10 protein-coding genes and 2 pseudogenes are annotated in these 13,761 nt (G+C 62.1%); all 12 read left to right on the forward strand.

Going from position 1 to position 13,761, the window contains the following annotated elements:
- Positions 1 to 3,444 (forward strand): type I polyketide synthase (locus tag ACWIGI_RS28145; RefSeq protein ID WP_454205503.1); only part of this gene is annotated, 3,444 nt, incomplete at its 5' end.
- A gap of 14 nt (positions 3,445 to 3,458) precedes the next feature.
- Positions 3,459 to 4,304, forward strand: coding sequence for a dienelactone hydrolase family protein (locus ACWIGI_RS28150; RefSeq protein ID WP_454205675.1), 846 nt, complete (start codon positions 3,459 to 3,461; stop codon positions 4,302 to 4,304).
- Positions 4,305 to 4,422: 118 nt separating this feature from the next.
- On the forward strand, positions 4,423 to 4,875 hold the full coding sequence (locus tag ACWIGI_RS28155) for a cupin domain-containing protein (RefSeq protein WP_454205504.1): 453 nt from the start codon (positions 4,423 to 4,425) through the stop codon (positions 4,873 to 4,875).
- 347 nt (positions 4,876 to 5,222) lie between these two features.
- Positions 5,223 to 6,728, forward strand: a complete 1,506-nt coding sequence (locus tag ACWIGI_RS28160) for an MFS transporter (RefSeq protein ID WP_454205505.1) — start codon at positions 5,223 to 5,225, stop codon at positions 6,726 to 6,728.
- An 89-nt stretch (positions 6,729 to 6,817) separates the two neighbouring features.
- Entirely contained in the window at positions 6,818 to 7,297 is a 480-nt protein-coding gene (locus tag ACWIGI_RS28165; protein WP_454205506.1) for a MarR family winged helix-turn-helix transcriptional regulator, read from the forward strand.
- 70 nt (positions 7,298 to 7,367) lie between these two features.
- Complete coding sequence (locus tag ACWIGI_RS28170; protein ID WP_454205507.1) at positions 7,368 to 8,978, forward strand: FAD-dependent monooxygenase; 1,611 nt, start codon at positions 7,368 to 7,370, stop codon at positions 8,976 to 8,978.
- A 111-nt stretch (positions 8,979 to 9,089) separates the two neighbouring features.
- Positions 9,090 to 9,746: an HAD family hydrolase gene (locus tag ACWIGI_RS28175; RefSeq protein ID WP_454205508.1), complete on the forward strand. Its 657-nt coding sequence runs from the start codon at positions 9,090 to 9,092 to the stop codon at positions 9,744 to 9,746.
- A gap of 110 nt (positions 9,747 to 9,856) precedes the next feature.
- Positions 9,857 to 10,396 carry a carboxymuconolactone decarboxylase family protein gene (locus ACWIGI_RS28180; protein ID WP_454205509.1) on the forward strand — a complete coding sequence of 180 codons (540 nt, stop codon included), beginning with the start codon at positions 9,857 to 9,859 and terminating at the stop codon, positions 10,394 to 10,396.
- Between the two features lie 22 nt (positions 10,397 to 10,418).
- Positions 10,419 to 11,414, forward strand: coding sequence for an AfsA-related hotdog domain-containing protein (locus ACWIGI_RS28185; protein ID WP_454205510.1), 996 nt, complete (start codon positions 10,419 to 10,421; stop codon positions 11,412 to 11,414).
- A gap of 139 nt (positions 11,415 to 11,553) precedes the next feature.
- A pseudogene (locus ACWIGI_RS28190) lies at positions 11,554 to 12,183 on the forward strand (PhzF family phenazine biosynthesis protein); the annotation flags it as partial.
- A gap of 16 nt (positions 12,184 to 12,199) precedes the next feature.
- Positions 12,200 to 12,511: pseudogene (locus tag ACWIGI_RS28195) on the forward strand (PhzF family phenazine biosynthesis protein); the annotation flags it as partial.
- Between the two features lie 179 nt (positions 12,512 to 12,690).
- Positions 12,691 to 12,873 (forward strand): hypothetical protein, encoded by a 183-nt coding sequence (locus ACWIGI_RS28200; RefSeq protein WP_454205682.1) that lies wholly within the window; start codon positions 12,691 to 12,693, stop codon positions 12,871 to 12,873.
- Positions 12,874 to 13,761: the final 888 nt, after the last annotated feature.

Genomic DNA, 13,761 nt, shown 5'->3' on the forward strand with positions numbered 1-13,761 from the left:
TGCTCCTCCTCGCTGGTGGCGGTGCATCTTGCGGTGCAGGCGTTGCGCGGTGGGGAATGCTCGCTGGCGTTGGCCGGTGGTGCCACCGTCATGGCCACACCCGGCATGTTCGTGGAGTTCTCGCGGCAGCGCGGTCTGTCCCCCGATGGCCGGTGTAAAGCGTTCTCAGCCAGTGCTGACGGCACTGGTTTCAGTGAGGGCGTCGGTGTTCTGGTGTTGGAGCGTTTGTCCGACGCTCGCCGTCACGGCCATGAGGTGTTGGCGGTGGTGCGTGGTTCGGCGGTGAACCAGGATGGTGCGTCCAACGGGTTGACCGCGCCGAATGGTCCGTCGCAGCAGCGAGTTATTCGCGCGGCGCTGGCCAACGCACGCTTGTCCGCGTCCGACATCGACGCGGTCGAGGCCCACGGCACCGGGACCGCGTTAGGCGATCCGATCGAGGCACAGGCACTCCTGGCGACCTACGGGCAAGCTCGCACCGAGGGTCAGGCGCTGAAACTCGGTTCGCTCAAGTCGAACATCGGTCACACCCAGGCTGCCGCGGGTGTGGCGGGCGTGATCAAGATGATCATGGCCATGCGCCACGGCATCCTGCCGGCGACCTTGCACGTGGATGCTCCATCCCCGCACGTGGATTGGGCTTCAGGCTTGGTCGAACTACTCACCGAGCCATCGACATGGCCGCAGACGGGTTCGCCGCGCCGCGTTGCGGTATCGAGCTTCGGGATCAGCGGAACCAATGCGCATGTGGTTCTCGAGCAAGCACCGGTGGAACCAGATCCGGTGCTGTCCGAAGCGCGGTCCGATCACACCTCGACCACGTCGGTGCCCGACGGGAACGCTGTGGATTCTGTTGTGCCGTGGCTTCTTTCGGCGAAGTCGGCGAAAGCACTGCGCGGACAAGCTGACCGGTTGCTTGGGCTCGTGGTCGGTCAACCAGAGATAACGCCCGCTGATGTGGGCTTGTCGTTGGTGGCGACACGAGCGGTGTTCGAGAGCCGTGCGGTCGTATTGGGCGCGGATCGAGCACAACTACTCGCTGGCGTGGAGGCAGTGGCTGAAGCCCGGGATGCGGTCGGTGTGGTGCGGGGTGCACCGGTCGCAGGGCTGACCGCGTTCGTATTCTCGGGGCAGGGAAGCCAGCGCGCGGGGATGGGGCGTGAGCTTCATGCGGCGTATCCAGTGTTCGCTGAGGCCTTCGATGCGGTGTGTGCGGCGATGGATCCGCTGCTGGGGCGGTCACTGCGGGAAGTGGTATTCGCCGAGTCCGATGTGGACGGGTTGCTGGATCGGACGGTCTTTACTCAGTCGGGCTTGTTCGCGGTCGAGGTGGGGTTGTTCCGTCTTCTCGAGTCGTGGGGTGTGCGTCCGGATTTCGTGATGGGTCATTCGATCGGTGAGCTGTCGGCTGCGCATGTGGCGGGGGTGTTGGGTCTCGAGGACGCGTGTGTGTTGGTGGCGGCGCGGGGCAGGTTGATGCAAGCCCTTCCCGAGGGCGGGGTGATGGTTGCCCTGCAAGGGAGTGAAGCCGAGGTGGCGCAGCTGCTGGTCGGCTATGAACACCTCGTCTCTATTGCGGCGATGAACGGTCCTTCCGCAGTGGTGATCTCGGGGGAGCACGCGGCGGTCTTCGATCGGGTATCCGAGTGGGAAGTGTCAGGACGTAAAGCCAAGCGCCTCAATGTAAGTCATGGCTTTCATTCAGTGTGCATGGATCCCATGCTCGAGGAGTTCGACCAGATCGCGGCAGGGTTGTCGTTCCACGCGCCGCGGATTGCGGTGGTGTCGAATGTGACCGGATTGCAGGCGAGCGTCGAAGAGCTGTGTTCGCCTGCGTATTGGGTGGCTCATGTGCGCAAGTCGGTTCGGTTCCGTGATGGGGTGCGTTGGCTCGAGGAGCACGGGGTGACCCGGTTCGTGGAATTGGGTCCGGACGCAACACTGACGACTCTCGGGCAGGGGTGTGTGCGTGAGGGTTCGAGTGCGGTCTTCGTGGCGACTCAGCGTGGGGATCGTCCCCAGATCGAGTCGTTGCTCGAGGGAGTGGCACGAGCGTTCACCGCCGGGGTGGATGTGCGGTGGGAGGCGATCATCACGGGTGGTCGCCGGATTGGTCTACCTACCTATGCCTTCGACAGGCAACGGTTTTGGCTCGACGATCCGCGGGATCGCGACCATGGACGGGGAGCGGCGAGTGTTGCTGCTCCGATGCATTCTTTTGCGAGGGAAGCCGCGAAGCCGTCAGTTGCCGAGAAGGTCGCGGAGTCGATGCGGCTCGAAGGGCTATCCGATGCCGAGGCTGAGGCGCTGGTACTCGAGGCGGTGCTGACCCAAGCAGCGATCGTGCTCGGACACCGCGACGGCGACGCGATCGAACCCAAGCGCGCCTTCACCGATCTGGGCTTCAACTCGATGACCGGAGTCGAGCTGCGTAACCGGTTGAGCGCCACCACCGGACTACAGATTCCGTTGTCGGCGATCTTCGATTACCCGACCCCACACGAACTGGCCCAACACCTGCGTGCGGCGATATCAGCGGACCTCTACAGCCCACTGAGCGCCGAAGATACCGAGGCGGCGGCGATTCCGAAGAATACGAATGCTGCCGCTCGGCAAGCGAACAGCGCTGACCCCGACACGCTACTGTCACTGTTCCGTAGATCGTATGACCTGGGGCAGATCGACGACGGCATGAGTCTGCTCCTGGCAGCCTCGCGGCTGCGGCCCTCGTTCGAGGATCCCGATCTCGAGGTCGCCCCGGGACTTATGCGGCTCAGGAGCGGATCCCAGCGGTATCGCGTGATCTGCATACCTACTGTGACAGCGCTCTCCAGTGCGTTCGAGTACACCAGGTTCGTCGAGGCGTTCGAGGGGAACGGTGATGTGGTTGTCCTGCCACCGCCCGGATTCCAGGACGGTGAGCGGCTTCCCGCAACCGTCGATGCCATCGTGCGCCTGTTGGCCAAGGTCATCCAACGGACCTCGGACGGATCTCCCTTCTTCTTGGTCGGCTACTCGTCCGGCGGGTACCTCGCCAACACGGTGAGCAACCATCTCGAAGCCACCGGCCTCGCGCCGGCCGGCACGGTACTGATCGATACCCATACCCCGAACGGGCAAACGATGACAGAGCTACGTGAAGCCGTAGTCGGTCGAATACTGGCAAACGATCAGACATTCCCCGCGATCGGTACTGTTCAACTGACCGCGATGAGTGCCTATCTGAACCTGTTCTCCGACTGGAAGGTACACGAGGGCACGACGCCGCTCCTGTCTGTCGACAGTGCGACGGAAGCCCGAACGACGATCGAGCTCCGGAACCCCGACTCCGCCATCGAGGTCATCGACAGTGATCACTTCGGAATGATGGAAGACAGTGCGGCCGAAACCGCTGCCGCAGTGACAAATTGGATCGAAAAGACAATCGCAGGTGGTGCTCGGTGAATCCGTCCGATGAGATGAGCAATCAAGTTCTGGACGACTTCGAGCAAGAAGCCTTCTCACACAACGGAAAAACCCGTGCGGTGTACCGGCGCGGGACCGGCCCCACGGTACTGGTACTGGCGGAAGTGCCCGGCATAACACCGAAGGTCCTCGAGTTCGCACGGCGCGTGTCCGACATCGGCTGCACCGCAGTGGTGCCACATCTTTTCGGTACGCCCGGATGGGATCCGGCGCGGAGTGGACGCGTGACGACTGCGGTCCACCGCGCATCGGTCATTGTTCCAGCTTGTGTCAGTCGGGAATTCGTCGTATTTGCCACCGGTCGAACGTCGCCGGTCGTGGACTGGCTGCGAGCCCTCTCACGTAGCGAGCACGAACGCTGCGGCGGGCCGGGGGTCGGCGTGGTAGGGATGTGCTTCACCGGAGGCTTCGCGCTAGCGATGTCGGTCGACGAACACATGCTGGCCGCGGTCATGTCCCAACCCTCTTTGCCGCTGGCGATCACGAACAGCCGCAAGCACACGATCGATGTCTCCGAAGCAGATCTGGGCATCGTCCAACGGCGATGCGCGGCCAAGGAGTTGGAGGTGCTCGGGATCCGGTTCGCCGATGATCCGGTGGTTCCTACCGAGCGATTCGACTTCTTGCACGAGCGCCTGGGGGACTCGTTCACCTCGATCGTGCTCGACAGCGCCGCCGCCAATCCTGACACACCGTTGAGGCCACACTCGGTGCTCACCGAACATCTGATCGACGAGCCGGGAGAGCCCACACGCGATGCCCTCGACCAAGTCTTGACTCTGATGCGCGAAAAGCTCGTTCACCGATCCGAACGGCCGAGTCCGGCGGGTCGCACGTAGTGGACGCGAGTCGGTTTAGTCTACGGATTCATGTTGTGCCGCAAGGATTTGCGTCTTCGCAATCGAATGATCGAGACCGCCTGATCACGACGGCCCGGAACGGAAGTTGGTACTGACGATGGCAAAGCCCGGCGACATGCTGGTGATTCCCGATACAGACTTCACCCTGAAGTTCATCACAACCGGTGCCGAAACCGATGGTGAGCTGCTCGTGACCGAGTGGTCCGCGCCTATATGGAGCGGTCCGCCACCCCACTGGCACAGCTCGATGACCGAATCCTTTCACGTCTTGGCAGGGGTCATGACATTCACGCTCAACGGTTCCACCCGGCCGCTGCGCGCCGGGGACAGCGTCACGGTCGCGCCCGGCGAACATCATGACTTCAGCAACGACGGCCCGGACATCCTGCGATGGCGTCAGGAGAACAGGCCTGCTCTGCATCATGAGCAACTGTTCGAGCTGTTTCACACCATCATGACCAGAGAGGGCATCTCGGGCGCGCCGCAGCTGGGCGAAGCAGTGCGCCTCTTCCGCTATCTCGACGGCGGAATCAGCAGGATGTCCAGCTAGCTCACTCGTCGCAGGCGCCGCGCGCGAGCTGATCGCACGCGGCAGCCGGACATGGTCAACGACGTTCCACAGCGCGGGTTCCGCACGCTCGAGGTATCGTAGGCCGAGCTGATGATCAGGGGAACAAATCATCAGTTGAACTGACTATATGATTGGTCGGTCTCGACACACCTCCGGCCGCGGTGCTGCCGAGGGAGTTCGCGAGCGTTGGGCTCGCAGAAGTTGACGCAGTCGGACATGGCAAGTACTGGACAACGGGAGCCTCAGTGGTAACGACACAGAAAGACTCGACCCCGAGCACAAGGGCCGGTGATGGTTCGGCCCGGCCGGGATGGACCTTGGCCGTCGTGTGTTTGGCGACCTTCATGCTGATGCTCGACATCACAGTCGTGAATGTCGCGCTTCCCGATATCCGTTCGGACTTCGGGGCATCGTTCGCGGACCTGCAGTGGGTGCTCGACGCCTATGCCATCGGTCTCGCGGTATTCCTGCTGACCAGCGGATCGTTGGCCGACATCCTGGGCCGGCGCCGGGTATTCATGATCGGTCTCGTTGTGTTCACCGTGGCCTCGCTGGTCTGCGGTCTCGCGCCGAACGTGACGATGCTGATCGTCGCTCGACTGGTGCAGGGGCTCGCCGGTGCGACGCTGTTCGCCATCGGTCCCGCGTTGATCGGTCATGAATATCAAGGGAATGATCGCGGTAAGGCTTTCGGAATCTTCGGCGGTGTGGCGGGTCTCGCGATCGCCTTCGGTCCGATGATCGGCGGCAGCATCACCGATTCGATGAGTTGGCGGGCCATCTTCCTGCTCAACGTGCCGATCGGGATCTTCGCACTGGGTGCTGCGGCCCTGCGTATGCGGGAATCGCGAGCCGATACACCGCCGCCCGTGGACTGGCCGGGTCTGGTGACCTTCAGCGCGGGACTGTCGTTCCTGGTTGTCGCCTTCTTGCGCGGTGAGTCCGATGGCTGGACCAGCCCTCGCATCATCGGCATGTTCGCGGCCGCGGTGGTGCTGATCCTCGCTTTCGGAGTCATCGAGCGCCGCAGGGGTGAGAAAGCGATGCTCGACCTGACGTTGTTCCGCAACGTGACCTTCAACGGCACCTCTGCGGTGACCATGATCTGCGGCCTGGTCACCATGTCGGTGCTGTTCCTGCTGATCTCCTACACGCAGAACATTCTCGACTTCTCCGCGTGGGAAACGGGATTGAGGTTCTTGCCGCTGACCCTTGCGCTGTTCGTTGCCGCCGCCGTCGCGGGAACACTGACAACCCAGGTCCCGCAACGCATCATCATGGGTGCGTCGATGACTCTGATCGCCATCGGCCTCACATTGACGGTGCTCGTGGACGCGGACAGCGAATGGACCGCCCTCCTGCCGGCGATGCTGGTGATGGGAGTCGGGATGGGATTGTTCAATCCGCCCCGCGCCTTCCTGTCGATCGCGATCGCGCCCGCAGAAAAATCCGGTATGGCCTCAGGTGTCAATGAAACCTTCCAGCAAGTAGGAATCGCGGTCGGGATCGCAGCGGTGGGCGCGTTTTTCCAGAACCGGGTGACGGACGGATTCGCCGAATCCGGTGTCGGCCACACCCTGGGCAACTCCGCGACCGATATCGGTGGAGCGATCGCAGCGGGTGGTACCCGAGGATTGGAGGAAACGGTGCCCCACGAAATGCTCGCCGATGTTCACGCGGCAGCCAGCACCGCGGTTGTCGACGGATTGCAAACGGTTTCCTTCGCGGCTGCGGCGTTGGCTGTCGTCGCGGCGATTCTCGCATTCGCATTCATTCGAGAGCGAGATTTTTATGTGGAGCCTGAAATCGAACCCTCGCGAGCTGCCGTATAGAACCTGATGTCTACCTGAACCGGTATGATACCGGGCAGGTTTGTTTCGGCGAAGTGCTGCATTTGGCCGCACGGAATGGGAGTACTTGTATGCCATCCCCGACAGGTAGCACTTCGCTGAAAGCCCTCACCGGCCGCACCGGTTATCTGCTGTACCAGTCGGGACTGCTCCTGGTGCAAGCCGCCGAGGCCGCACTGGAGGAGTCGCAAGGCGCTGGTCTGCGCTATCTTCTCGTGCTGGAACTGCTCGGTGGCCGATCGGATACGTCTCAGCGGATGGTCGGAGAGCTGCTCGACATCGATCGGACCACCATTGTTGATTTGATCGACAAGATGGAGAAGAACGGCCATGTCAAGCGGAGTCGAAATCAGTATGACCGACGTCGAAACGATCTGAATCTCACCGAAAATGGATATGCAGCACTGGCGATAATGGCGCGCATCGTGCATGATGTAGAGAGCGAGTTGCTCTCGACGCTTTCAGTGGAAAACAAAACGTTTCTCGATGAAATGCTGGCGACGATCCTCGCACGGCAGTCGCCAGATTGTGCGAAGCCGGGTATTCAGTAGAACCTGGGAGTTTAGAAGCAGGAGAATTCGCTCGAACCTGTTCGAGCGATAAACCCTGTGGGAGGGGGACGTGGTGGAACCGATCTTGGATGTCCTGGTTGTGGGAGCTGGTCCCACCGGACTTGCCGCAGCAACCGAATTACGTCGGCAGGGCCTGCGCTGTCGAATCATCGACCAAGCCGCCGACCGTCCGATGAACCAGGCACGGGCGGTGACCCTGTGGGACGGCGCCATGGATGTGCTGCGCCGCCAAGGAACCGCCGACCGTGTACGGTCGGAAGGGTTGCCACTGGAAGTGATCCGATACTGGTCCGGCAACAGTCCGGTCGCGAGCTTTCACGTGCACGGCAACCCTGCGGCCAAGGCGTCACCGATCGTCATCACCCAGCCGGCGGTGGAGTCCGCCATGGCCGATCGCCTCAGCGAACTCGGGGTGCGCATCGAGTGGAACACCCGCCTCTCGAGCCTCGAAAACCATAGCGCCGGTGTCGATGTCACACTCGAGACGCCCGCAGGAAGCGAGCAGCTCCAGGCGAAGTGGGTTGTCGGCTGTGATGGAATGCACAGTTCAGTGCGTGAGCTCACCGGGATCGCCTTCGAGGGGGAGCCCTACCCTCAGTCGTTCATTCTCGGTGACGGAGTGATCGATTCACCCATACCCGCCGGTGAGGCTCACTATCACCTGCATCCCGCAGGAGTGCTGGTCACCCTTCCCCTGCCGAACGGGAACGTCCGAGTGTTCGCCGATGCGACGGCGATGGGTGCCAGCGATGATCCGCTGTCGATGCCCGAACTACAGGATCTTGTCGACGCGCGCGCTCCCTATCGTCTCGAGATCCGAGAACTGCTCTGGAGCACCCGTTTCCGAATTCACATGCAGCAGGCTGTGACCTATCGCTCGGGCAGGTGCGTTGTCGCCGGCGACGCCGCTCACGTCCACAGCCCGGCCGGAGGACAGGGGCTCAACACCGGGATCCAGGATGCGGCCAACCTCGCCTGGCGAATCGGTCTGGCGATCAATGGCTACGCACTACCTGATGAACTGTTGGGCGGCTACGAGGCCGAGCGCAAGCCGATCGCCGCGCGGGTGATGCAGGCGTCACACCAGCAAACCAAGCTGTGGACGGTCGAATCCGGTGTGGGGCGCCGGATCAGAGACACACTTCTGGGTGTCCTGAGCTGGACCGGACTCATGGAGCGAAAGATCGTGCCAGCGATGGCGCAGTTCGACTTGGACTACCGACAGAGCCCTACGGTCGGTGATCGTGGCGGCCGACGGGCGATCGGGCACGGATTCGCCGATGCGAAGCTCACATCCGAGACCGGGTCCGTGCTGTGGTTGAGCGATCTGCTCAGGGGGCCGCGGCACACGCTGTTGGTGTTCGCTGGCCCGCGAGGTGTCGATCCCACGATGCTCGAGCTGCTGCACCGGGCCGCACGGGCCGAATGGGTCGACTACTGCGTCCTGTCGGTTCCTGGCGGGGGATCGCCCGCGGTGGGGCCGGACGCTCCGCCGAGCGTCGATCAGCGTTCGTACACGCTGCCTGACGACTTTGTGCTCGCGGGCGCGCTGAAGGACTCCAAGATCGTCCTCGTCCGCCCCGATGGATATGTGGCCGACGCGGCGAATTCCTATCTTCCACAAGATGTTCGGACTCTCGACGAGTTGCTGAGCATTTGAATTCCGGCGCCATCACGCAGGTGATGGTTTGCGGCAGCTGACGTCGCCCCGGGAACTCGGACATGTCCGATACGTGTGCGGGTGTATTGCTACGAACGAACTGGTTGGTGAATGATGACCTCTGCTCATACAAAATCTGGCAAAGCGCTCGTTGTCGACTACGGTGGTGTGCTGACCAACCCGGTCGAAGAGACGATTGTTCATTTTGCCACCAAAATGGGATTCACCCCACCTCAATTCATAGAGTCACTTGTCAAGGCTTCGAATGTGCCCGGTGAGTCGATCATGGGCGATCTCGAACGAGGCGTGATAACCGAGGCTGAATTCACGCAGCGCATCAGTAAGGAACTCGCGGTGATCACCGGAGTGGACCGCGATATGGGAGACTTCCGCGACGTATGGTTCGCGGGTCGTCGACCCAATTCCGAGTTCCTGGACTATCTTGCCGGACTCAAGTCCGAGGGCTATGCCTTGGCGCTGCTGTCCAATAACGTGAAGGAATGGGAACCGCACTGGCGTTCCATCGTGCCGGACGGCCTCTTCGACATCACCGTGATATCGGCCGACGAAGGAATGCGCAAACCTGAACTGGCCATGTTCGAACTGACCGTCGAGCGCCTCTCCCTGGAACCGCAGAATTGCTTGTTCGTGGATGACGACATCGCTAACGGCGAAGCTGCGCAGAAGCTGGGAATGGCCTTCCATCGATTCACCGACACCGAGTCGACCGTGCTTGCCATCGACAGCTGGTTCGAGCGAACGGTATAGCCGTGTCGATTCCCGACGCTCCGCACCGGTTCGAGGCGCGGCGCGTTGAATCTCGAGTCGGAACGAGTTGTATCGCTCGGCTCGGAAACGAAATGATGTGAGGTTCGAAAATGGGTAGTTCTCCGCATATCCTGCCAGGTAAGTACAAGCAACAGGGACTGGTCAACTGGGTTATCGCCCGTCTCGGCGCGCGTCGCCAAGGGGTGCCCGACGCGCATCTGCTGAGCACCCTCGCCAGGGGCGCCGGTCTGTTCCGCGGATGGTTTCACCTGTTCACGCGACTGATGATGTTCGGGAGCATGAGCAGCTACGACCAAGAGGTGGCGATCTTGCGTCTGGCGCACCTTCGGAGCTGTGAGTACGAGCTCGAGCATCACCGAATTATCGGGCGGAAGGCAGGGATCGACGACGAACTCCAATCGCGGGTGTTCGAGGGTCCCGACGCGGCGGGATTGGGCGCTCGCGAGCGTGCGATCGTTGCCGCGGTGGACGGATTTGTCATGGATCGTCGTATCGACGATGCCGCATGGAAGTCTCTCGCCGAGTTCTACTCAGAAGATCAGATGCTGGAATTCTGCCTGCTTGTCGGATTCTATGACTCACTCGCGGCGACCATCGAATCGATCGGTATCGAGAGCGATTTCCAATAGCTCTGGCGTGGAGAATATTGCAATGAATGAAGTCGATTTCGAACCTGTTGCTATCGGATTGACGTTCGATCAGACTGTTCCGTGTGCCCTGGCGCATCGGCGTGCGGTCGGCGAGGTATTCGTCACCGATTCCGCGCGGCTCGCGAACGGAGATGTCTGGGTCGCGATCCAGCTTCCTCGCGCTCATAGTCTCTGGTTCGACAGATCACTGGCGATCCACGACCCACTTTCGGTCGCGGAGGCGGCACGGCAGGGAACATTCGTGGCTCTGCATCGCCACTGCGGTGTTCCGCTGGGTGTGCCTTTCAGTCTGAAGTCCTGGCGATTCGAGATCGCCACCCTCGGGCCTTTTGTCGACAATGAACGTGCGCCTCTGGAAGGTTTCGTTAGATACCGTGTCGGCAAGCGTGTCAGTTTGGGGTCGAATTTCGAGGAACTGAGTCTCGAAGGGCAGGTGTCCATCGGGGGTGTACTGGCGATGACCGCTCACGCGGAAATCGTTTTCTTTCCTCCGGACGACTACAAGGCTATTCGGAGTTTCCAGCGTTCCGGTCAGGGTTTTGCGGGACCGGATACGCTGGATCTGCCGAAGCGGATGGACTCTTCGGCCGTAGGTCGATCTGATCCCCGAAACGTTGTGATCGGTGACGGTGGGGATTACGTCGGTTCACGGTTTCCACTGGTCGTAGATGTCAGTCATCCCTCGTTCTTCGATCACAGTTACGACCACGCTCCCGGACCGTTGCTGGTAGAAGGATTTCGGCAGGCTGCCATCGTCGCGGCGACAAGGGCTGGCGCCCTGGAGACGCCGGTATGTCTCGTGGCCGGCTGCGATGTGGCGTTCACCCACTTCGGTGAGTTGGACTCGCCGATGGAGTGCTCGGCCGCGGTGGTCAGCGGCCGCCCGGGTGTAGTGGCGGTCCAGGTCGGTCTTCATCAGGACGGCCGTGAACTGGCCGCGGGGACGCTGGAGCTGTCGCTCGCGCCAGATGCTGCTGCGCGTGGTGCGTCTGCTTGACTCGATTGCCCCGCGGTGTCGCAGATCTGACGTCTAAGGATCTGGGACACCGCGGGGCAACAGGCCCCGGTCGATGTTTGACCGGTGTGGCCGAATCGGACCAGACATACGGACGAAGAGGGCGACCGAACCGTCTCGGATGACGGAACGATCGCCCTGTCGCTCGGCCCCTAGCGACCTACGAATCCGTTCGCCGCCGATCTGCTGGCCCTGCCCGGTCTGGGGATGCGGGCCGCGCTGGTCTCGCGGAACAAGTACCTACAGCGTGCGTACTTCCCTGAATTCGGGCCCACATACGCACAATTCAAGCCCCTTCCTGCATGTTCTCGACACGTCGAATTCCCGCGCCGCCGTGACGGTCGACTGGTGGGCGCTGAAGGTAACCTCGAAACCCGCCTGCGATGCCCGGTTACGAATCTTCACACCGGGCGGCGAACTGCCGTTCGCCGGCCATCCCACAGTGGGCGCCGCAGCGCTGATCGCCCAAAACCGTTCTGCGGAAGCCACCTACGGCGAAGTGGAACTCCTTCTCGAAGAGGTGATCGGAACGGTCCCGGTGACCGTGCGGGTCGAACCCGGCCGACCACCTTTCGCGGAGCTGACAGCACCGCAGCAGCCGATGCGAGGCCCCGACGGCCCGCCGGTGCAGGTGCTGGCGCGCATGCTCGGTCTCACACCGGACGTCATCGCGAGCACACCGGTGGCCTATTCGGCCGGGGTTCCTTTTCTGTTCGTCCCCATCCGGGAACTGACCGCAGTGAACGCATTCGATTCGACACCGGGGTGTGGGCAGAGCATCTCGCAAACCACTGGGCTCCTCAGGTTTACGTGTTCTGTCGAGAAACGAGAACGACGGCGACGATCCACGCCCGAATGTTCAGTCCCGCGTTCGGGGTTTGGAAGACAACGGCACGGGCGCCGCAGCCGTGGTACTGGCGGGCTACCTGGCAGATCATTACGACGGTCCGAGCACCACCGCTCTGTCCTACCGGATCGAACAGGGCCTCGAACTCGGCCGACCTAGCGTGCTTCATGGAACAGCGGATCTCGACCACGGCCGCCTCACCCGAGTTCGGGTCGGCGGCCATGTGGTCCTGATCAGCCAGGGAGAGATCCTGCTGCCGCTGCCGGCACGCCGCCCGTCGCGCCAGAGATTGGCGATCCGCACGATGACGGGATCTCGCTGGATACCTATGTCGACTGGCTTATCGACGCCGGCCACAAGATCGAGCACATTCGTGACTACGACGCATGGCTGCTTCGCTTCGAATCGGCGATGCGAGCCCTCCCCGAACATCATCAGCGGCACTCGCTTCTGCCGCTGCTGCACAACTACCAGCAGCCGAAGTCCCCGCTGCAGGGCACGGCGTTGTCAACCGAACGATTCCGCGCGGCGGTGCAGCAAGCGCAGATCCCGCCGGACAACTACATTCCGCACATCACCCCCCGGTCGTCCTGAGGTACATCAGCAACCTGCAGATGCTAGGGCTGCTGTAGCGGCTGCCGTAGACCATCGCCGGACATTAGATGATCACGATAGGTTGTACGTGCCCGTACGCTCCACATCGAGGGTCCCAACCCATCGTCGCCAGTCACACCCGTTAATCGTGCCGACCTGGTGCGGGCGCAGTGTCGAGATGTCCATGCGTTGGTTGTGGCCACGCAAACTCGAGTGGAATTCGACCTGTAGAACTCGGGAGCTGAGCATTAGGCCCAGGGTGATTTCACCGCCGCCAGCGACCGGCGTTGCCACGGGTGTCTGGCCGAACGCTGAGGCTGTCCAGCATGTCGACCGCCGAAGGTCAGCGAATCCGGGCCCAGCTCAAAGTTACTCAGCCCTATCCTTGTCTGTGGCGCCACGAGTGCGCGCTGGGCATTGTCTAAGTGCCCGTGTACGAACTGATCGTCTTGTCCGGGCGAGACGGCGGCGCATCAGGATAATCATGGCCCACTGGACCATGGCTGCGTGGTGTTCAGGCAGGCGCTCGTAGTCGGCGGACGCAGCGGCGATTCTGGAAGATTCATGCCAGGGCACGTTCGACCACCCGTTCGCTGGCATCGGCCTCGGCCCGGCAGGAACATAACCGGCGGAGAGCCGTAGTCCTCCGCAGCGACACCCAACGCGATCACCAAAGCCAGGATGACATCAATCTGGCGCCAACCAGCGAAGTGATCCGAGCACGGTATGGCGAAAGGCGGGCTGGGGCATGTGGCTCGGCTGCGGTTGTCGAACCCGAGACACTTGATCGCTGTCGTTTGCACTGGCGGTGAAATTGGGCGGTGGGGTTAAACAACATTTATTGTAAACACCCCCCCCCCCGGGTAGGGGGCCCCCCCCGCCCCCCGG

It is taken from the genome of Nocardia sp. NPDC055321 (genome assembly GCF_053645575.1).

Bases quoted from the DNA above. Each gene is read 5' to 3' on its own strand.
- ACWIGI_RS28150 (WP_454205675.1), top strand. From the start codon at position 3,459: ATGAGCAATCAAGTTCTGGACGACTTCGAGCAAGAAGCCTTCTCACAC.
- ACWIGI_RS28155 (WP_454205504.1), top strand. From the start codon at position 4,423: ATGGCAAAGCCCGGCGACATGCTGGTGATTCCCGATACAGACTTCACC.
- ACWIGI_RS28165 (WP_454205506.1), top strand. From the start codon at position 6,818: ATGCCATCCCCGACAGGTAGCACTTCGCTGAAAGCCCTCACCGGCCGC.
- ACWIGI_RS28175 (WP_454205508.1), top strand. From the start codon at position 9,090: ATGATGACCTCTGCTCATACAAAATCTGGCAAAGCGCTCGTTGTCGAC.
- ACWIGI_RS28180 (WP_454205509.1), top strand. From the start codon at position 9,857: ATGGGTAGTTCTCCGCATATCCTGCCAGGTAAGTACAAGCAACAGGGA.
- ACWIGI_RS28185 (WP_454205510.1), top strand. From the start codon at position 10,419: ATGAATGAAGTCGATTTCGAACCTGTTGCTATCGGATTGACGTTCGAT.
- ACWIGI_RS28200 (WP_454205682.1), top strand. From the start codon at position 12,691: ATGCGAGCCCTCCCCGAACATCATCAGCGGCACTCGCTTCTGCCGCTG.